The sequence below is a fragment of the Burkholderia sp. SJZ089 genome (genome assembly GCF_007828315.1).
Lineage (GTDB): Bacteria > Pseudomonadota > Gammaproteobacteria > Burkholderiales > Burkholderiaceae > Burkholderia > Burkholderia gladioli.
This window is the reverse complement of the sequence record NZ_VIUM01000010.1, coordinates 200,987-219,456: the sequence shown is the minus strand read 5'-3', so window position 1 is coordinate 219,456 and position 18,470 is coordinate 200,987. Positions and strand designations below refer to the sequence as shown.

18 protein-coding genes are annotated in these 18,470 nt (G+C 68.9%); 1 reads left to right on the top strand and 17 read right to left on the bottom strand.

Features of this window, described 5'->3' with window-relative positions; all coding sequences use genetic code 11:
• Positions 1-193: 193 nt before the first annotated feature.
• From FB600_RS20125 to flhD, 16 genes are all read right to left on the bottom strand, one after another.
• Positions 194-715 (bottom strand): VOC family protein, encoded by a 522-nt coding sequence (locus FB600_RS20125; protein ID WP_096749900.1) that lies wholly within the window; start codon positions 713-715, stop codon positions 194-196.
• Between the two features lie 198 nt (positions 716-913).
• On the bottom strand, positions 914-2,161 hold the full coding sequence (locus FB600_RS20120) for a DUF3443 domain-containing protein (RefSeq protein ID WP_096749901.1): 1,248 nt from the start codon (positions 2,159-2,161) through the stop codon (positions 914-916).
• A gap of 17 nt (positions 2,162-2,178) precedes the next feature.
• Positions 2,179-2,679: a DUF2844 domain-containing protein gene (locus FB600_RS20115; protein ID WP_052142664.1), complete on the bottom strand. Its 501-nt coding sequence runs from the start codon at positions 2,677-2,679 to the stop codon at positions 2,179-2,181.
• Positions 2,680-3,037: 358 nt separating this feature from the next.
• Positions 3,038-3,754 carry a protein phosphatase CheZ gene (gene cheZ / locus FB600_RS20110; RefSeq protein ID WP_098181397.1) on the bottom strand — a complete coding sequence of 239 codons (717 nt, stop codon included), beginning with the start codon at positions 3,752-3,754 and terminating at the stop codon, positions 3,038-3,040.
• Between the two features lie 3 nt (positions 3,755-3,757).
• Entirely contained in the window at positions 3,758-4,153 is a 396-nt protein-coding gene (gene cheY, locus FB600_RS20105) for a chemotaxis response regulator CheY (protein WP_013696282.1), read from the bottom strand.
• 39 nt (positions 4,154-4,192) lie between these two features.
• Positions 4,193-5,269, bottom strand: a complete 1,077-nt coding sequence (locus tag FB600_RS20100; RefSeq protein WP_029950915.1) for a chemotaxis response regulator protein-glutamate methylesterase — start codon at positions 5,267-5,269, stop codon at positions 4,193-4,195.
• Entirely contained in the window at positions 5,266-5,952 is a 687-nt protein-coding gene (gene cheD / locus FB600_RS20095; protein WP_013696280.1) for a chemoreceptor glutamine deamidase CheD, read from the bottom strand. The genes FB600_RS20100 and cheD overlap by 4 nt, the downstream gene beginning before the upstream one ends.
• Positions 5,949-6,923, bottom strand: a complete 975-nt coding sequence (locus FB600_RS20090) for a CheR family methyltransferase (protein ID WP_096749903.1) — start codon at positions 6,921-6,923, stop codon at positions 5,949-5,951. Before FB600_RS20090 ends, cheD begins: the two co-directional genes overlap by 4 nt.
• Positions 6,924-6,935: 12 nt before the next feature.
• Entirely contained in the window at positions 6,936-8,945 is a 2,010-nt protein-coding gene (locus FB600_RS20085) for a methyl-accepting chemotaxis protein (protein WP_145757285.1), read from the bottom strand.
• 34 nt (positions 8,946-8,979) lie between these two features.
• Positions 8,980-9,510 carry a chemotaxis protein CheW gene (gene cheW / locus FB600_RS20080; RefSeq protein ID WP_096750681.1) on the bottom strand — a complete coding sequence of 177 codons (531 nt, stop codon included), beginning with the start codon at positions 9,508-9,510 and terminating at the stop codon, positions 8,980-8,982.
• 34 nt (positions 9,511-9,544) lie between these two features.
• Complete coding sequence (cheA, locus tag FB600_RS20075; protein WP_098181398.1) at positions 9,545-11,851, bottom strand: chemotaxis protein CheA; 2,307 nt, start codon at positions 11,849-11,851, stop codon at positions 9,545-9,547.
• A gap of 79 nt (positions 11,852-11,930) precedes the next feature.
• On the bottom strand, positions 11,931-12,308 hold the full coding sequence (locus FB600_RS20070) for a response regulator (protein ID WP_013696275.1): 378 nt from the start codon (positions 12,306-12,308) through the stop codon (positions 11,931-11,933).
• A gap of 40 nt (positions 12,309-12,348) precedes the next feature.
• Positions 12,349-13,434, bottom strand: coding sequence for a flagellar motor protein MotB (gene motB / locus FB600_RS20065; RefSeq protein ID WP_096749905.1), 1,086 nt, complete (start codon positions 13,432-13,434; stop codon positions 12,349-12,351).
• A 16-nt stretch (positions 13,435-13,450) separates the two neighbouring features.
• Positions 13,451-14,311, bottom strand: a complete 861-nt coding sequence (gene motA / locus FB600_RS20060; RefSeq protein WP_013696273.1) for a flagellar motor stator protein MotA — start codon at positions 14,309-14,311, stop codon at positions 13,451-13,453.
• 495 nt (positions 14,312-14,806) lie between these two features.
• On the bottom strand, positions 14,807-15,388 hold the full coding sequence (flhC, locus tag FB600_RS20055) for a flagellar transcriptional regulator FlhC (protein ID WP_013696272.1): 582 nt from the start codon (positions 15,386-15,388) through the stop codon (positions 14,807-14,809).
• 100 nt (positions 15,389-15,488) lie between these two features.
• Positions 15,489-15,809, bottom strand: coding sequence for a flagellar transcriptional regulator FlhD (flhD, locus tag FB600_RS37770; RefSeq protein ID WP_025099997.1), 321 nt, complete (start codon positions 15,807-15,809; stop codon positions 15,489-15,491).
• A gap of 579 nt (positions 15,810-16,388) precedes the next feature.
• On the opposite strand from flhD, the gene FB600_RS20045 reads away from it, so the two are divergent.
• Positions 16,389-17,453 carry a glycosyltransferase family 4 protein gene (locus tag FB600_RS20045; RefSeq protein ID WP_036036612.1) on the top strand — a complete coding sequence of 355 codons (1,065 nt, stop codon included), beginning with the start codon at positions 16,389-16,391 and terminating at the stop codon, positions 17,451-17,453.
• Between the two features lie 126 nt (positions 17,454-17,579).
• Here FB600_RS20045 and FB600_RS20040 read toward each other — a convergent pair whose 3' ends face one another.
• Positions 17,580-17,876, bottom strand: a complete 297-nt coding sequence (locus tag FB600_RS20040; protein WP_013696269.1) for an H-NS histone family protein — start codon at positions 17,874-17,876, stop codon at positions 17,580-17,582.
• Positions 17,877-18,470: the final 594 nt, after the last annotated feature.

Genomic DNA, 18,470 nt, shown 5'->3' with positions numbered 1-18,470 from the left:
ATTTCCGACGATGGAAGGCGGGGGCGGTAAAAACGACAGGGCGCGCGGGGGAGGGAGCAGGCGGGCGCGGGGTGGGAAATGAGACGGAAGACAGGGCCGAGGACAGGGAGACAGCCGGGGCACGAAGGCGGCAGCGGCGGCCCGCCCTGCCCGCGGCTGGCCGCCTGCCCTCATGCATCCGCCGCGAGCGCCCTCAGCCGGCGGCGGCGCGCTCCAGCTCGGCGAGATCGAGCTTCTTCATGTTCATCAGCGCGGCCATCACGCGGCCCGCGCGCGCCGCGTCGGCCTCGCCGAGCAGGGCCGGCAGCTGCACCGGCACGATCTGCCAGGACACGCCGAAGCGGTCCTTGAGCCAGCCGCACTGCTGCGCCCCGGCCTCGCCGCCCTCGGCCAGGCTGGCCCAGTAGCGGTCGATCTCGTCCTGGGTCCGGCAATTGACCACGAAGGACACCGCCGGGCTGATGCGGAACACCGGGCCGCCGTTGATCGCCGAGAAACCCTGGCCGGCCAGCTCGAAGGCCACCGTCATCACCGTGCCCTCGGGCTGGCCGGCGGCCCGCGCGCCCTCCTTGCCGTAGCGGGCCACGCGCGTGATGCGCGAATCGTCGAACACCGAGACGTAGAAATTCGCCGCCGCCTCGGCCTCCTGGTCGAACCACAGGAACGGCGTGATGCGCTGGATCGACGGCTGCGCCGTCGCCGGGATGGATGTCATCGCCTGCCTCCTTGCGGGGCTGGACCGCGCCGCGGGCCGACCCTCGATGCGCCTGGGAACGCCGCGCCGGGATCGCGCGGCCGAACCTCGATGATAGGCGAGCGCGCCGGCCTCACGCCGAATGAAAAAGGGCGCGACCGCCTCGCCCTCGCGGGCGGGACGATCGCGCCCTTCGGGCGCGCGGGCCGCGGCGGCCCGTCAGAGCGCGATGTACGGCGTTTGCGTGCCGCCGAGGCCGCGCAGGTCGAAGCCGAAGTAGATGCTGCGGCCGAAGAAATGCGGCAGCCCGAAGTCGAGCGTCTGGTTCTGGCCGAACGGCCCGCCCAGGTTGGCCAGCGCGAAGCCGTTGCTGTTGAACAGCGTCTGCGCGTTGGCGACCGAGAAGCTCACGTTGAGGGTGCTCAGGTCGGTGCCGGTCAGCGAGGCCGTCAGGTTCTGCGTGGTGCTCGGGCAGTAGAACGAGGCGTTGTTGCTGCAGGTCGGCAGCGGCGTGCTGCTATCGGTGGAGTCGAAGAAATAGGCGTTCGAGCCGGTGTCGAAGAACGCCGAGGCGATCGCGCGGGCCTGGAAGGTCCCCGTCACGTTGCCCGCGGTGGTGGTGCCGAGCCGCGTGACGCCGCCCGGCAGCGAACCGACGCCCAGCGTCAGCGTGCCGCTCGCGTTGCCACCGCTGGGCGTGCCGAGCTGGACGACTACGCCGTCGTTGTTGCTCGGGAAGCGCGCCACCGGATTGGCCACCTGGCGGTTCAGCGCCGCCGTGGTGCGGGTGCAGCTGCCGCTCGACGGACACGAGTAGTAGTTGCTGTTGGCAGTCGAGTTGACGCAGGTGCTGCCGCAATCGAACGGCGACTGGCCGACCCCGAGGATGCCGTTGGCGCCGAGCGCGGCGACCGAGTTGGCCGAACTGCCGCCGTTCGAGCAGGAGCTGGGCACGTTCGAGGTGCCGAGGTCGCCGATGATCTGGATCGGCACCGCGCTGGCGGTCAGGCCGGCCAGCTTGACATCGGCCGAGCGCACCGAGCCCCAGGTGAAGCTCGACACGAACTGGCCGCACTCGGTGAGGGTGCCGCCGTTGCTCGCGGTCTGCGTCGGCAGGCTGCCGAGCACGCTGGAGGCCGCCGAGCCGACCAGCCGCAGCCCGAACGAGGCGGTATCGAGCAGCACGTTGTTGATGACCTGGCAGTTCGAGGTGCCGGGCGCGCAGACCGTGACGCTGACGGTCGGCATGTTCACCACATTGCCGAGGCCCGCATTGACGACGATCGGTACCTGGTTGCCGGTGCCGGTATTGCCGCTGCCGACGGTGCCGCCGCCGGAGCTCGGCGTGCTGGCGTTGTTGCTGGCGCCGCTGCCGCCGTCGCCGCCGCCGCAGGCGACCAGCGCGGCCGTGATCGCGACCAGGCCCAGCGCGGCGAGCCAGCGGAAGGGATTCGAGGAAGTACGCAAGATGGGGCTCCCGGTGGTCACTGGATATCGGCGCCGGTCATGCCGGCGGGCAGCAGCGCGGGCAGCCAGGCCGAGCCGACGAAGGCGCCCATGTGGCCGCCCGAGCGGACCACCAGCGCGCTCGAGTCGATCGCGATCGGCGCGCGCAGGCCGCGGCTCGCGTGCGAGGCCTGGACGCCGGCGCTGTACTGGGAGAAATAGCTGCCGAACAGCGAGGCGAGGTCGGGCTGGGTGGGGCCCTGCCAGGCCACGCCGAACACGCTGCCGTTGCTGCCGAGGTATTCGTGGATCACCGTGCCGGAGCCGAGGGTGGTTTCGCGCACCGTGTAGCCGGCCGTGGACTGCGCCGTGTTGGCGAGTTTCGTGCTCGCGGCCCGCGAGGGCGAGAGCGTGCGGACCACCGCAGCCGTGTCGTCGGCGGGCGGCGCCGAGGGCGGCCCGCCCAGTTCGGCGAACGCGCCGCTGGCGCATCCCGCCGCCAGCGCGCCGGCGGCCCATTTCGCGGCGAGGCCGCGCATGCTTGTCGATTTCACCCTGTCACCCCTCGTAAGCCGGCACCGCGGCGCGAGACGCGCGCCGCTGGCGCCCGCAGTGCAAACCGTCAATCGTCCGCCGATCCTCAGCCAGTTCGCGGCCGGATTCGCGGCCGAATCCGTGGTCGGATCCGGCGGACCGCGTTGCGGATCACCCGTCCCGGCTGGAGATTCCAGCCGGGATGGGCGCCAATGTCGATCGGTAGTATGCCTTCGGCCGACAGCAAAAACCAAACGCGATTCGCCGGCTGGTAAGCAACTGTAACGAAGCGCCGGCCGGCGGGGCGAACCCGGCGGCCGGCCGGGCCGGATCACAAAATGAAACGGCCCGCGGGCGGCTGGCTCAGAACCCCAGGCTGGCCAGCAGGTCGTCGACCTGCGCCTGGTCCTGGACCACGTCGGCGCGGCCTTCGGGCGCGATCTGCGGACCGTTGAGCAGCGTGTCGGGGTGTCCCTCGGCGACCAGCGCGGCCGCGTTGGCGGCGAACTGCTCGCGGCGCTCGGGGGCGATGTTCTCGACCAGCACCGCCAGCAACTGCTGCTCGATCAGGTAGACCATCTCCATGATCTTCTTGATCACCTGCCCGGTCAGGTCCTGGAAGTCCTGCGCCAGCATGATCTCCAGCAGCTGGGTGCGGGTCGCCGAGGTGGCCTCGGGCAGCGCGCCGAGGAAGCCGCGCGTGTCGTCCATCAGCTCGCGCACCTCGGCGCGCTCGATCGGCGCGCGGTACCAGGTGGCCCAGCGCGCGTCGAGCGCCTCGGCCTCGGCCTGCAGCCGCTCCTGCACCGGCTTGGCGATCTCGATGGCGGTCAGCACGCGCTCGGCGGCCTGCTCGGTCATGTCGGCCACGTAGCGCAGCCGGTCGCGCGCGTCGGGCACCACCATCGCGGCCTGCTCGACGTGCTTGTCGAGCCCGAGCTCGCGCATCGAATCACGCAGCGTGCGGGTCAGCTGGCCGATCCGCGCGAGAATCCGGTCGCTGGTGAGATCCGCGCCATCCGCCCCCTGCTCGGCCGGAAAGCCGGCGCCGGCCAGCGCCGCATGAATCGGCTCGTCCATTTGTCAGCTCCCGGCCTTGGCCATCTTTTCGAGGATCTTGTTGAGCTTCTCGTCGAGCGTGGCCGCGGTGAACGGCTTCACCACGTAGCCGCTCGCGCCCGCCTGGGCGGCCGCGATGATGTTCTCCTTCTTCGACTCGGCGGTCACCATCAGCACCGGCAGGTGCGTGAGCGCGGCGTCGGCGCGGATCGCCTTGAGCATCGCCAGCCCGTCGAGGTTCGGCATGTTCCAGTCGGAGATCACGAAATCGAAACCGCCGCCCTTCAGGCGCGCGAGCCCCGCCGCGCCGTCCTCGGCCTCGTCGACGTTCGAGTAGCCGAGCTCCTTCAGCAGGTTGCGAACGATTCGACGCATCGTCGGGAAATCGTCCACCACCAGAATCTTCATGTTCTTGTCCATCACGGTTCCTCTGCAAAATTCGGTATTCTCGCCGCGTCCTCAGACGCGCTGCACACGCTCGCCCATCGCGGCCAGCACGCGCCGACTCATCTCGTTCAGGGGCACCACCTCGTCGGCCCCGCCCAGCGCGATCGCCTCGCGCGGCATGCCGAACACCACGCAGCTGGCCTCGTCCTGCGCGAAGGTGCGCGCGCCGGCGCGCTTCATCTCCAGCAGGCCGGCCGCGCCGTCGCGGCCCATGCCGGTCAGGATCACGCCGATCGCATTCTTGCCCGCGTGCAGCGCCGCCGAGCGGAACAGCACGTCGACCGAGGGACGGTGCCGGTTCACCGGCGGCTCGTCCGACAGGTGGGCCAGGTAGTTCGCGCCGCTGCGCGCCAGCAGCAGGTGGGCATGGCCGGGCGCGATATAGGCATGGCCCGGCAGCACCCGCTCGCCATGCTCGGCTTCCTTCACCGCGATCCGGCACAGCGTGTTCAGGCGCTGCGCGAAGGACTTGGTGAAGCCGGGCGGCATGTGCTGCGCGATCAGCACCGCCGGCGCGTCGGGCGGCAGCGGCACCAGCAGCTCGCGGATCGCCTCGGTGCCGCCCGTGGAGGCACCCACGATCAGCAGCTTCTCGGTACTGACCAGCGGATTGTTCATCAGCGGCGCGCTGGCCTGGCCGGCGGCGGCCGCCGGCTTGGCGGGCGCGGCCTGCCGCACGCGCGCGCGGGCCGCCGCGCGGATCTTGTCGGCCAGCTTCTCGGCGTAGTCGAGCATGCCGTCGCGGATCCCCACGCGCGGCTTGGTGACGAAGTCGACCGCGCCGAGCTCGAGCGCGCGCAAGGTGATTTCCGAGCCGCGCTCGGTCAGCGACGATACCATCACCACCGGCATCGGACGCAGCCGCATCAGGCGCTCCAGGAAGTCGAGGCCGTCCATGCGCGGCATTTCCACGTCCAGGGTCAGCACGTCCGGGTTGTGCTGCTTGATCAGCTCGCGCGCGACGAGCGGATCCGGCGCCGTCGCGCAGACCGCCATGTCGGGCTGGCTGTTGATGATCTCGGTCATCAGGCTGCGGATCAGCGCCGAATCGTCGACGCACAATACCTTGATTTTCTGCACGGTGCTCATGCCTCCTGCTTTTTCGTTGTAGCCGTCGAGCCGAACAACTCGACGCGCGGCTTCGGCACGGCCGGCGCGGCGAACAGCTCGACGTGGGCGCGCGCGCGTTGCGCGCGGGCGGCGCGTGCCTCGGCCGCCGAGCGGGCCAGCGCGGCCTCGCGTTCGGCCACCCCGGGCACCGACAGCCGCAGCTTCTTGACCATCGCCTGCCCGGTGCGCGGCATGAACGCGACCTTGCGCGGATGCGTGCCCTGCAGGTCCTCGGCGGCGATACGGATCTTCTCGAGCGCCAGGTAGCGGCGCACGAAATCGGCGTTGCGGTCGCCGATGTTGATGGTGGTCATGCCGGCCAGCACGGCCGCGCCGCCGAACACCTTGGCCTCGAAACGCTCGCGCTTGCCGCCGGCCTTGATCAGCTCGTTGATCAGCACTTCCATCGCGTAGGCGCCGTAGCGCATCGAGTCGGAAGCCGGCGCGCGCGCGTCGGCGCCGTCGTCGGGCAGCATGAAGTGGTTCATCCCGCCCAGGCCCGCGAACGGGTCGTGCAGGCAGGCCGCCACGCAGGAGCCCAGCACAGTGACCAGCACCATGTCCTCGCGGGTGGTGAAGAACTCGTTGGGCAGCAGCTTCACGCCGGGACGACCGAAGTGGTTGTCGAAGTAGTGATTGCTCGCGATCGGCAGTGCGCTCATGCATCCTCCCCGGCCAGGCTGGGCGCGGCGCTGGCCGCCGCCGGCACGCCGGCGGGCAGGCGCGCGCGCGCCGGACCCGCGGCCGACGCGGCGTCGCGGGTGCGTTCGTAGACGGTCTGGCCACGCAGCCGGAACGCCTGCGTCACATAGGAGAAGTTCTCCGAGTGGCCGGCGAACAGCAGGCCGCCGGGCTTGAGCAGCGGCTCGAAGCGCGCCAGCACCTGCCCTTGCGTGGGCTTGTCGAAATAGATCATCACGTTGCGGCAGAAGATCGCGTCGAAGCCCTGGCCGATGCCGTAGTCGGCGTCGGTCAGGTTCAGCGGCTCGAAGCGGATCATCTGCCGCAGCTCGGGGCGCACCTTGACGCGCCCCGCCTGCGGGCCGGTGCCCTTCAGGAAGAAGCGGCGCAGCCGCTCCTGCGAGAGATGCTTGACCTGGTCGAAGGTGTAGATGCCCAGCCGCGCCTTCTCCAGCACCTGGGTGTCGAGATCGGTGGCGAGGATGCTGGCCTGGCGCGCCGCCGAGGGACCGAGCGCCTCCAGCAGGGTGATCGCCAGCGAATACGGCTCCTCGCCGGTGGAGGCCGCCGAGCACCAGACCGAGACCGGCGCCGGCCGCGTCTTGACGAACTCGGCGAGGATCGGGAAGTGATGCGCCTCGCGGAAGAACGCGGTCAGGTTGGTGGTCAGCGAATTGGTGAAGGCTTCCCACTCGACCGGGTCGTTGTCGCGCTCGAGCCGGTCGAGATAGTCGCGGAAGCTGTCCAGGCCCAGCGCGCGCAGGCGCCGCGCCAGGCGGCTGTAGGCCATGTCGCGCTTGTGCTCGGACAGCGAGATGCCCGCGCGCCGGTGGATCAGCGCGCGGATGCGCGCGAAATCCTCACCGGTGAACGCGAAGTCGCGGCCGGCCTCCGACGCGCGCGGCGAAAGCGCGGTCGCAGGCTCGGTACGGGGCGCGGGGCGGGCATTCATCTCGGGCTCGGCTCAGAAGGTTTCCCAGTCGTCGTCGGAGCCGGCCGCGGCGGCCAGTGCCGGCTTCGACTCGCTGGACAGGGCGGGGCGCTTGAGCGCGGCACCGGCCTCGGCGCCCTTGGCCACGCGCGGCGCGTAACCGGCCTTGGCGGCGGGCGGCGCGGCAGCGGCGCTGGCGGCGCTGGCGGCGCCGGCTCGCGCGGCACCTGCCGCGGCGGCGGCACGGCTCGCGCCGGCGCGGGCGCCGCCGGCAGCGGCCGCGGGACGACGCGGCGGCGTGGTCGGCGTAACCGCGCTGCCGGCCGGCTCGGCCGGGCTCGCTTCCTTATGGACGTCCTTGTGCGCTTCCTTGTGCGGGTCGGCATGCGCCACGGCCGGGGCCGAAGCCGCGGCGGCCTGCGGCGCCGGCAGCGAGGCCGGCTTGCGCAGCACCGGTTCGGCGACGGCCTGCGCGAGCGCGGCCGCGCCGCCCTCGACACGCCAGCCGCCCACCACCGCCTTCAGTTGCCGGGTCTGGTCTTCCAGCGAAGCCGCCGCTGCCGCTGCCTGCTCGACCAGGGCGGCGTTCTGCTGGGTGACCGCGTCCATCTGGCCGACCGCGCGATTGATCTGCTCGATGCCGGTCGACTGCTCGTGCGAGGCGGCGCTGATCTCGCCGATGATGTCGGTCACGCGGCGCACCGCCTGCACGATCTCGGCCATCGTCGCGCCGGCCCGCTCGACCAGCTCCGAGCCGCTGCGCACGTTGTCGGCCGAATCGCCGATCAACTGCTTGATCTCCTTGGCCGCCGTGGCGCTGCGCTGCGCCAGCGAGCGCACCTCGCCCGCCACCACCGCGAAGCCGCGGCCCTGCTCGCCGGCGCGGGCGGCTTCCACCGCCGCGTTGAGCGCCAGGATGTTGGTCTGGAACGCGATGCCCTCGATGGTGCCGATGATGTCGACCACCTTGTTCGAGCTGACCGAGATCGCCTGCATGGTGGTGACCACCTCGCTGACCACGTCGCCGCCGCGCGTGGCGATGTCGGAGGCGTTGACGGCCAGCTGGCTGGCCTGGCGCGCGTTCTCGGCGTTCTGGCGCACCGTGCCGGTGAGCTGCTCCATGCTGGAAGCGGTTTCCTGCAGCGAGGCGGCCTGCTGCTCGGTGCGCTGCGAGAGGTCGACGTTGCCGCTGGCGATCTCGTGCGCGCCGACGTCGATCGACTCGGCGCCGCGATGCACGGACTTCACCATCTCGGTCATGGCCTTCTGCATGCGGCCGATGCCGGTAAACAGGCGGCCGATCTCGTTGCTGTTGCCGAACTCGCGCACCGGCTCGGACAGGTCGCCCGCCGCGATCCGCTCGAACTGGCTGATGGCGCGCTCCAGCGGGCCGACGATCAGGCCGCGCAGCGCCAGGCGCACCACCACGATCATCACCACCGACAGGCCGATGCCGATCGCGATGCAGGTGATCATCAGCGAGATCTGCGACTGGGTGTTCTCGCGATGGCTGGCCACGCGCTTCTCGAGCGCGGCCGTCAGGTTCGCCACCGTGCCGTCGTAGGCCACGAACATCGGGCTGATCTGCGCATCGGCGATCGCGTGGTAGCCGGCGATGTCGCCGCCCTTGATCGCCGCGAACTCGGCGTCGACCGCGGTCTTCAGCGCGTCGTGGCGCGTGTTGGCCTCGTCGAGCAGGGCGCTGTCGATGCCGAGCTTCCTGGCCGCCTGGAACGCCTGCCAGTTCTGCGCCGACTGCTCGTAGAGCGCCTGCGCGCGGTTCAGCGCGCTCTGCGTCTCCTCGACGTTGCCGGACTCGGTCAGCGCGCGCACCCGATCGAGCGCCACGCGCGTGCGCAGCAGGTAGGACGAGGTGTCGCTCAGCGAGCGGATCGCCGGCAGGTCGCCGCCGACGATCTCGTTGAACGCCGCGCCGGTCTGGTTCAGCGCCACCAGGCCGAGTCCGCCGACCACGGCGGTGAGAACCACGAACGACAATCCCACGGCGGTCAGCGTCGTGCGAATCGACCAGTTGTGCAGCATCATCAGTCTCCCCCGAGAGATTGCGCGGCGGCGCTTACACGCCGAATTCGTCGATGAGGGCCATCTCGCGGCTCGTCATCAGCTTTTCGATGTCCATCAGGATCAGCATCCGGCCGTCCACGCTGCCGAGCCCGGTCAGGTACTCGGTGGTCAGCGTCGCGCCGAACTCCGGCGCCGGCATGATCTGCTCGGAGGTCAGCGTCAGCACGTCGGAGACGCCGTCCACCACCATCCCGACCACGCGATGCGCGACGTTGAGGATGATCACCACGGTCTGGTGGTCGTACTCGATGCGGCCCAGGTGGAACTTGATGCGCATGTCGACGATCGGCACGATGATGCCGCGCAGGTTGATCACGCCCTTGATGAACTCTGGCGCGTTGGCGATGCGCGTGACGCTGTCGTAGCCGCGGATCTCCTGCACCTTCAGGATGTCGATGCCGTATTCCTCGTCGCCGAGCGTGAAGACCAGGAATTCCTGGCCGGTCGCGTCGCCCTGCGCGACGCCGCGACGGTTGGCGCCCGCGCCCGCGGCCGCCTGATGGATCGAATGGACTTCGGACACGTTGTCCTCCCAATGCGGCATGGCCGCGTAGCGGTTAGAAAGTCGCGAGCGCGCCCGCGCCGTGGGCGGAGCGGGCATCGCGATTCAGGGCGGCGACATCGACGATCAGCGCGACGCTGCCGTCGCCGAGTATCGTTGCGGCCGAAATGCCGTGTACCTTGCGGTAGTTCGTTTCGAGGTTCTTCACCACCACCTGCTGCTGGCCGACCAGCTCGTCGATCAGCATCGCGAAGCGGCGCCCCTCGGTCTCCATGATGGTGACGATGCCCTGGGTCGGGTCGGTGCGCGCGTCCTCCACCGAGAACACCTCGTGCAGCGCCACCAGCGGCAGGTACTCGCCGCGCACCCGCACCACGCGCTCGCCGTTGCCGACCGTGTAGATGTCGGCGGCGGCCGGCTGCAGCGACTCCATCACGAAGTTCAGCGGCAGGATGAAGATCTCGCTGCCGACCTTGACCGACATGCCGTCGAGGATCGCCAGCGTGAGCGGCAGCACGATGCGGGTGGTGGTACCGCGCCCGGCCAGCGAGCTGATCTCGACATGGCCGCCCATCGCCTGGATGTTGCGCTTGACCACGTCCATGCCGACGCCGCGGCCGGACACGTCGGTGATGGTCTCGGCGGTCGAGAAGCCCGGCGCGAAGATCAGGTTCCAGACCTCGTCGTCGCTGATCGTGTCCGACACCGGGATGCCCTGCTGGGCCGCCTTGGCGAGGATCCGCTCGCGGTTCAGGCCGGCGCCGTCGTCACTGACCTCGATCACGATGTTGCCGCCGTGGTGGGCGGCCGACAGCACCAGCTGGCCGACCGCGTCCTTGCCGGCGGCGCGGCGCTTCTCGACGGTCTCGATGCCGTGGTCGAGGCTGTTGCGCACCAGGTGGGTGAGCGGATCAATGATGCGCTCGATCAGGCTCTTGTCGAGCTCGGTGGCCTGGCCGAAGGTGACCAGCTCCACTTCCTTGCCGAGCTTGGCGGCCAGGTCGCGCACCAGGCGCGGGAAGCGGCTGAACACGTAGTCCATCGGCATCATGCGGATCGACATCACCGCTTCCTGCAGGTCGCGCGCATTGCGCTCGAGCTGGGCCATGCCGTTGTAGAGGCGGTCGTGCAGTGCCGGGTCGAAGGCGCTGGTGGTCTCGGCCAGCATCGCCTGGGTGATCACCAGCTCGCCGACCAGGTTGATCAGCTGGTCGACCTTCTCCACGCCGACCCGGATCGAGCTGCCCTCGGCGCCTGCCGCGGCCTGGTGGTTGCGCGCGCGGCGATCCTCGCCGGCGCCGCGGCCGTCGGCAGGCTCGGGCTGGGCCGCCGGGGCGGCGGCCGGCGCGGCCGGGGCCGGGGCCGGGGCCGGCACGCTGGCGGCTTGAGCGGCGGGCGCGGCTTGCGCCGGCGCGGGCGCTGCCGCGGCCACCGGAGCCGGCTGGGCGGCGGCCGGCGCGAACGCCTCGGCCACCACTGCCGGCGCCACGGGCGCGGCCGGCGCGGCGGCGCCCGGCGCCGTGTCGCGGCCGATCGAGATCTGGCTTTCGTCGATCACGAAGCACAGCACCGCGACGATGTCGTCGGAAGGCACGTCGCTGTCGAGCCACAGCGTGAGGTCGTCGCCGGCTTCCTGGCGGCCGACCACGCGGCCCAGGTTGCCGAGTTCCTCGACCAGCAGCTCGCGATCCTTGGCGCCGACCCCGCGCAGCACGATGCGCAGGTGCGGCCCCTCGTCGGCGCCGGCAGCACCGCCGTCGCCGTCACCACCGGCCGCCGCGCTGCCCGGATGGGCCGCCTCCAGCGCCTGGGTGACCACGTGCTCGGGCGCGCCGCTGCCGGCGACCGCGTCGAATTCGGCCGCCGCGGCCGCGAAGGCGCGCTCCAGGTCCGCCTCGGATTCCTCTTCCTCCTCGTGCGCCGCCGGCTGCACCGCCGCCGGGGCGGGCGCGGGCGCTGCGGCCTGGCCCAGCGCGCCCTGCAGCAGCGCCTCGAGCTTGGCGCAGATCGCCGCGGCGGCGGCGGCGTCGGGCTCGGCGCTGGCACGGTAGTCGGCCAGTTGCTCCGAGAGCACGTCCTTGGTTTCCAGGAACGCGTCGATCATCGGCACCGTCAGCGCGATCTCGTGATTGCGCGCGCGATCGAGCAGCGATTCGAGGATGTGGGTGGTGTCGGTCAGCGCCGCGAAGCCGAAGGTGGCCGCGCCGCCCTTGATCGAATGCGCGGCGCGGAAGATCGCGGCGAGGTCCTCCGGATCCGGCGAGCCGGCGTCGAGACCGAGCAGCAACTGCTCCATCTGCGCGAGCAGCTCGTCGGCCTCGTCGAAGAACGTCTGGTAGAACTGGGTGATGTCGAGAGTCATGCCGGATCCACGTCGTATCGTCGGTTGGCGTCGTATTGGGGTCGTCGGCCCTGGTCCGGGGCCGGTCGCGTGCGCGCGACTACGGGTGGCTCGGCGCCGCCAGCGCCGCCACCAGGTCCAGCAACGTTTCCGGGTCGAGCGGCTTCTCGATCCAGCCGGTGGCGCCCGCCTCGCGCGCCGCCGACTTGAAGTCCTCGCCGCTCTCGGTGGTCAGCACCAGGATCGGCGTCGCCGCGTAGGCGCCGCGCGCGCGCAGCGTGCGGATCACGTCCAGGCCGTTCTTGCCCGGCATGTGGTGATCGGTCACGACCAGGTCGAAGGCGATCGCGGCGGCCAGCTCGAGCGCGAGCTCGCCGTCGGCGGCCACGTGCACGTCGTAGCCGGCGTCGGCCAGCGTCGCCTGCAGCAGGGCGCGCATGGTCGCGGAATCGTCGATGGCGAGGATGGAGCGGATCATGTCGTTCGGTCCCGAAATCACGTCATTCACATCATTCACATCACAAGGCGCCGCGCGCGGGCGCCACGGCCGGTGCCGCCGGCGCGGCGGGCTTCACCGCGGGCGGTGCGAGCGCCGGCTTCGGCACCGCGGCAGGCCCGGCACCCGGTGCCGCCGGCTTCGCGCCGCCGCCGATCTGCTGCGCGAGCGCCTGCGAGCCGGCCGCGTCGTTCGACAGCGTGGTGGCGGTGGCGTCCTCGCGCATCAGCGCGGTCTCCGACTTGCGGTTCAGCACCAGGATGCTGATCCGGCGGTTCTCCGGGTCGAGCGGGTCGGCCTTGTTCAGGTTCTGGGTCGAGGCCAGGCCCGTCACGCGCAGTACCTTGGCCTCGTCCATGCCGCCGGCGATCAGCTCGCGCCGCGAGGCATTGGCCCGGTCCGCCGACAGTTCCCAGTTGCTGTAGCCCTTCTCGCCGCCCGAATACGGCACCGCGTCGGTGTGGCCCTGCATCACGATACGGTTCGGCACGTCGTTGAGGGTCTTGCCGATCTCGCGCAGGATGTCGCGCATGTAGGGCTCGACGGCGTCGCTCGAGAGCGCGAACATCGGCCGCTTCTGGGTGTCGACGATCTCGATGCGCAGCCCGGTCAGGGTCGAGTCGATGCGTATCTGCTGCTTGAACTGGCGCAGCACCGGGTTGGCCTCGATCGCGGCCATCAGCTTGATCTGCAGGTCGTGCAGGCGCACCTGCTCCTGGCGGTCCTGCGAACCCGGGTCGACGTCGTGCTCGTCGTCGCGGCCGGCCTGGGTCAGGCGGTTGGCCAGCATGGTGCTGCCGTCGGTGCGCCGCGTGGTGCCCGCGTCGCTGCGCGTGATGTCCGAGCCGCCGCCGTTGATGATGCTCGAGTCATGCGAGCTGCGATCGCCGTTGCCGAACAGCGCGGCCTTCAGCGGTGTGTTGAAGTAGTCGGCGATACCCTTCAACTGCACCGGCGTGACCGCCGAGAGCAGCCACATCAGCAGGAAGAAGGCCATCATCGCGGTCATGAAGTCCGCATAGGCGAGCTTCCAGGCCCCGCCGTGGTGGCCTTTCTTCGCCGGTGCGACCCGCTTGACGACGATCGCGCGATCCTTGCCCTTGCTCATCGCCGGCCGCCCCCGTTTATTTCGCCTTCACCCGGCGCACGTGCTCCTCGAGCTCGGCGAACGACGGGCGTTCGGTCGAGAAGAGCACCTTGCGGCCGAATTCGACCGCGATCGCCGGCGCGTAGCCGTTCAGGCTCGCCAGGATGGTCACCTTGATGCACTGGAGCAGCTTGGTCGACTCGGCCGCGCGCTGTTCGGCAAGGCTGGCCAGCGGCCCGATCAGGCCGTAGGAGAGCAGGATGCCGAGGAAGGTGCCGACCAGCGCCTGCGCGATCATCGCGCCCAGCACCGCAGGCGGCTTGTCGGCCGAGGCCATGGTGTGCACCACGCCCATCACCGCCGCCACGATGCCGAAGGCGGGCATCGCGTCGCCCACGCGCGTGAGCGCATGGGCCGGGCCCTCCACCTCGACGTGGTGGGTCTCGATCTCCTCGTCCATCAGGCTTTCGATCTCGAAGGCGTTCATGTTGCCGCCCACCATCAGGCGCAGGTAGTCGGTCAGGAACTCGACCATGTGCTTGTCGGCCAGGATCTTCGGGTACTGGGTGAAGATCGGGCTCTTCTCGGGGTCGTCGATGTCGGCCTCGAGGGTGAGCGTGCCTTCCTTGCGCGCCTTGGCCAGCAGCACGTAGAGCAGGGCCATCAGCTCCATGTACAGCGCCTTGGTGTATTTCGAGCTCTTGAACAGGGTCGGCAGCAGGCGCAGCGTGGCCTTGATCATCTTGATGCCGTTGCCGAGGATGAAGGCGCCGACGCCCGCGCCGACGATCATCAGGACTTCGAGCGGTTGGATCAGCGCGCCCAGGTGGCCGCCCGCGAGCGCGTAGCCGCCGAACACGGACAACAACGTCACGAGAGTTCCCACGAAAATCAGCACAGCCTGTCCCTCACGAATGGCCGGCGGGAAGGCCGCCGTTAAGTGGTTTACGGCAGACGGGCCGAAAACTTTCACCGCCCCGGACCGGGGCTAACCCGATATCGGCCGGGGCCCGGCGGCGGCGGCGCGCCGGGCCGCGGGCGGCCTTGTCGCGGGCCGGGGCCGGGTTGCGAGCCGGCTTCGCGGCCATGCGGGGCGCCGGGCGGGCCGGGCAGCTTGGGCTCGGGCCGGCGCAGCAGTTCAGGAAACGGATAGCGGCATGAAGTGGGCACCGCAGCGCAAGACAGGCAACCGGGCCGGCGACGATGCGGCGACTTGCCGCTCCGCTCGCGCATCCGGCAGCCGGCCGAACGGTGAGCCGGCACCCTGCCGGCGCCGGGCGCGGCAGGCAGCGCGGGCTGCCCGCCGGGTTCGCGCCGCATCCGGAACCACGATACGGACCGCCACGGCAACCGCGGCCGGCGTCGAAGCCGCCGCAGCCGCGCCCGAAACGCCTCAGACCGCGGCGAACGCCACCGGCGGCACGGCCGGCGCGAGCGGCATCGCCTCGGCCTTGGCGGCGGCCTTGCGGGTCTTGCCGGCGCGCGAGGGCGGCTGGCACAGCCCGCAGACGAAACCCTGCTGCGGATCGTGCGCATGCGCGACGAAGTGGCCGCCGCAGCGCGTGCAGGGTGTCATCTGCAGCATCCCGGAATCGAAGAAGCGAACCAGGGTCCAGGCGCGCGTCAGGCTCAGCACCGCCTCGTCGTCGGACAGCCCGACGTGCTCGAGGTAGAGCCGGTAGCTCTTGACGATCGACTGGATCGAGTCGCAGCCGCCGTGGGCCTGCATGAAACGGTAGATGTTGTAGAACAGCGACGAATGGATGTTCGGCTGCCAGGTCATGAACCAATCGGTCGAGAACGGCAGCATGCCCTTGGGCGGCGAGACGCCCTTGAGTTCCTTGTAGAGCTTGATCAGCCGGTCGCGGGACAGGTTTGTCTCCGCCTCCAGCAGTTGCAGACGCGCCCCGAGTTCGATCAGTTCGATCGCCAGGGTGATTTCCTTGACCTCGAGCACCACGCTCTTCGTCGCCATAGCCAGCCTCCGGGATTTCCGGGAATGAGAAGCCATCCGCGCGCGCGCCGGACGCGCGAAGGCGCGCCGGGCTGACGGACGGCGGATGAATATAGGGAAATTAGCGGAGGCTTTCGACGGGCTGGCCGGCCATCAGGATGGCCGAATGTGCCTGCGCGACGGCCGTGCTTCGGCCTTTGTCGGCAAGCGAGGACAGCAACGCATGATCGTCGAAACGGAAGCGGCAGAGCATCTGGTTCGATGCCGCCAGCTTGACCGTCTGGGCGAGTGTCAGGTTCGCGAGCACTTCCGCGAGTTCTTCCGAGATTCCCATCCGGAACATGCCCATGGCCTTGTCCTCACGCAGCAGACGCTGGGCGAGCAATAGGTACGACAGGTTCACTTCCTTGATCTCGGCGAGCATTTCACTGGTCGCGCTCATGATTCCCCCGTAAGAAATCTTGGCCATCTGCTTTTGAAAACGTTTGCCGTGTTCGCTCGCCCGACAGGGTCGGCAACCGGCGTTTATATTCTTACGTTCATTGTGGCCAAACGGTATTGTGGCGGGTATCAGCAAAGGGGAATGCGACAGGCAGGATTTGTCTGTAAACCGTGTAGGAATTTTTCCGACAGCCGCGGCGAATTACGGAAGCCGTCGATTTCTCGTAAACCCTTGATCTCAAAAAAAGAAATGATGGGCTTCGGAAAAATTTCCCAGGCGATTATCGCGTTTTTTCTACGGCTGTCACAATTGTCAGGCATGCATGTAGGAAGCCCTTTCCTACTGCCTTCCAGCCACCCGCGCAGGCCATCCGGCCCCTCTATTTCAGCCTGTAACAAGGCTTAAGTGTTTGAAAAATCACTCGAACCTCGTCGGACGATCCCGATAATAGAGTCGAACGGTCGGCCGGCGGTCACAACATTTTCGTCAGCGCCGCCCCATCGTCTGCTGCCGGCCGCACCCGATCCGGGCGAGCACGGCAGGCAGGCCCGGCCACCATACGCACAGGAGAACCGCCCCATGCGCATCGCACAAATCGCCCCGCTCTACGAAGCCGTCCCGCCCAAACTCTACGGCGGCACCGAGCGCGTCGTGTCCTACCTGACCGAGGCCCTGGTGGAACTCGGCCACGACGTCACGCTGTTCGCGAGCGGCGATTCCGTCACCTCGGCCAAGCTCGAGGCCTCCTGGCCGCGCGCGCTGCGCCTGGATCCCTCGATCCGCGACTCGATGGCGCCGCACATGCGCCTGCTCGAGCAGGTGGCGCGCCGCGCCCATGAATTCGACGTGCTGCACCTGCACCTCGACTACCTGCCCTTCCCGCTGCTCTCGCGCCTGGACGTGCCCTACGTGACCACCCTGCACGGCCGGCTCGACCTGCCCGAGCTGCAGCCGGTGTTCAACGCCTTCCCGAGCGCGCCGGTGGTGTCGATCTCGAACTCGCAGCGCGTGCCGCTGCCGCAGGCCGGCTGGGCGGGCACCGTCTACCACGGCCTGCCCGACACGCTGCTCACGCCGCAAACGGACCGCGAACCCGAGTACCTCGCCTTCCTGGGCCGCATCTGCCCGGAAAAGCGCGTGGATACAGCGATCCGCATCGCCGCGAAGAGCGGCCTGCCGCTGAAGATCGCGGCCAAGGTCGACAAGGTCGACCAGGACTACTTCAAGAACGAGATCGAGCCGCTGCTGTCGCAGGCGAACGTCGAGTTCATCGGCGAGATCAACGAGCAGCAGAAGCCGGCCTTCCTGTCGGGCGCCAAGGCGCTGCTGTTCCCGATCGACTGGCCGGAGCCGTTCGGCCTGGTGATGATCGAGTCGATGGCCTGCGGCACGCCGGTGATCGCCTTCAATCGCGGTTCGGTGCCCGAGGTGATCGAGGACGGCCTGACCGGCTTTATCGTCGAGGACGAACACAGCGCGGTGGGCGCGTTGCAGAAAATCGACAGCCTGTCGCGCACGGCGATTCGCGAACGTTTCGAAACGCGATTCAGTGCTCGCACCATGGCGCGTCACTATGTCGAAATCTACGAAACCCTGGGCGCCGCCGCTAAACAGCCGCATTTGACGCGACTCGCCGCCAGCTGATCGAAATCCGGGCGCCTTGCCCGGATTTCAAATATCTCGAAAAAAAGAAAGCCGCATCCCCGATGCGGCTTTCTTTATTGCGGCGGCCGAAACAGGCCGACCGACAGTGCCGGCGCGACCGGCGACTTACTCGACCAGAAAACGCTCGCGGTTTTTACCGACGATCCAATTCGGCGGCTTGCCGCGGCCACTCCAGGTGGCGCCCGACTTCGGGTCCCGGTATTTGGGCGGCAGCGGCGCCTTCTTCGGCGGACGCCCGCGCTTGGCGCGCTCGGCAAAGCCGAGATCCTGCGCGGTCAACCCGTATTCGGCGATCTTGCGCTGCACGTCGGCGATGACGGCCTCCACTTCCTGCCGGCGGACGTCGTCCGCTTGAGCCTGCAAGTCGGCAATCTGCGCTTTCAGTTTTGCGTATTGAGACATTTTCACTCCCTATTCACGATTCGCCTGGCAATTGGAGCCTAGACACTATCGTTCCGTTCCGCAATCAGCACTGTACCGGGATCGGGCCGAGCCCAATTCGTATGAAAAAATTTATCGCGGATGCATTATATTTCAGTGCAGGTTAATTCTAATGAAATTCGCGCGACATCTCGCGGCAATTTAACAATCGTTGACCCTTCGACACGGATTGGATTTCCTATAATCCATAGCAATGCGCGTCGCGTCAATTACGAGATGGCCGGCTGACAAAATTCCCGCCCTTTTTGGTCGGAATGGTAACGAAAAATCGGCACGCCGGAATTGATGGAAAGCGTCGGCGAAACCACGCCGAGGCCCGGCTGGCGCCTTACGGGAAGATTGCCACGGGGAGCGAGGAAGCAGCGACCCCGACGCTGCCAAATCCGAAACAACAAAGGGGGCGAGTATTTCAACGGGCGCTTCGGCGCCCGTTTTTCATGGATCAATTCGAATTGCGTCGCGGCAGTGAATGACCGGCTGCGCCTTATCGAAATTCGGCACGAAATAGCCGACAGCGGGACAAGGCCGATTGGCGGCGGCAAGGGCCGCCATCGC